The 1,284-nt window shown below is 51.8% G+C and carries 1 protein-coding gene and 1 pseudogene; both read left to right on the forward strand.

Going from position 1 to position 1,284, the window contains the following annotated elements:
• A pseudogene (locus RAC65_RS22270) lies at positions 1-532 on the forward strand (conjugal transfer protein TraE); the annotation flags it as partial.
• Between the two features lie 92 nt (positions 533-624).
• Positions 625-1,284, forward strand: a 660-nt coding sequence (gene traF / locus RAC65_RS22275; RefSeq protein ID WP_375097321.1) for a conjugal transfer protein TraF, incomplete at its 3' end; no start/stop codon positions are given.

Below are 1,284 nucleotides of genomic sequence, written 5' to 3' on the forward strand. Positions count from 1 at the left end.
CATCCTTCCGGTTCCGACCGTGATACTGCGTGACTTCTGGCAGGCAGCTGAATGCCTTCTGCCGCATAAAGATACAGTGATTAAGTCCTTACGTTTTTACAGACGTCAGCATTACACAGGTGAGCCAGCACTGAATTTCAGCCACGAGATTGTAATCACAGCGACCCGGGATAAATATATTAATGGCGTGTCCTTTGAAAGTAATTATTTAACCGGCGTGGTCCCTCTTACGCTCAGCAATGAATCAGAGACAAACGCCTTTCTTTCTTTCTGTGAATTACTGCGGTTAAAAGGAAGGGTTGCTCAAATTTCTTTTCGAAAATTACCGGTCAGGTTATTTGACAGTCTTAGAGAGGGATCTGAGTTGCCGTTTTCGATCTCATTCGTCACTGATGAAAGTATTATGGGTAAGCTCAGACCAGGGCAAAATTTCATGTGGAGTGAGGAGGAACGGATACCTTTCATAAACCCGGCGTTTCATATTACGCCTGAATGGGAGGATTATCTGAAAGAAGTCTTGAGTTTTGGTTAACCGTATTTAAATAACAAAAAACCGGATTGTTTATTTTATTGGTGTGTCAGCACCAGGGAAACCCCTTTGTCAAAAACAAGAAAAGGAAATAAATGATGAAAGCAAAACTGTTAACCCGCAGCATCATTCTGGCATTACTGGCTTCAGCCGTACCGTCAGTGAATGCTGCAACAACCTGGACCGAAGCGCGTAACGACGCCATGGGGGGAACCGGCGTGGCCTCTTCCGGTTATCTTGCCGCTGCACTGGCCAACCCCGCGCTGATGACCCGCCACGATGCCAGTGACGACGTCGGGCTCATACTGCCGGGCGTTGGGGCACAAATCAGCGATCCGGATAACCTGCGTGACGGACTGGACAGGGTAAAAAGCACCTTTGACGACTTCCGCGATTCAGCGGGCACCGGCAACAGCTCACGACAGGCGGCAGCGCTGAAACAGGCCCTGCAGGACGTCGACGGCGACAGCGGGCATGCCAGTGCCGGGCTTTCTGCGGTGATTGCCATTCCCAATGACACCCTCCCTTTCGCCTTTGTGGCCAGAGGCTGGGGACAGGCGAAGGTCCGCACCGATATCACACAGCGTGACCTGGCGTATCTCGATGCGGCACAGAGCGGCATTTTCTCTCCGACTCAGACGGATATTGACCAGATGACCTCCCGGGCGCAGGGCGTTGCCGCACTGGTCACCGAATACGGTATCGCCGCAGCGCATCAGTTTACCCTGGGCGACACGCCGGTTTCTGTCGGTATC

The organism is Pantoea sp. BS_8, from assembly GCF_041954965.1.
GTDB lineage: Bacteria > Pseudomonadota > Gammaproteobacteria > Enterobacterales > Enterobacteriaceae > Pantoea > Pantoea stewartii.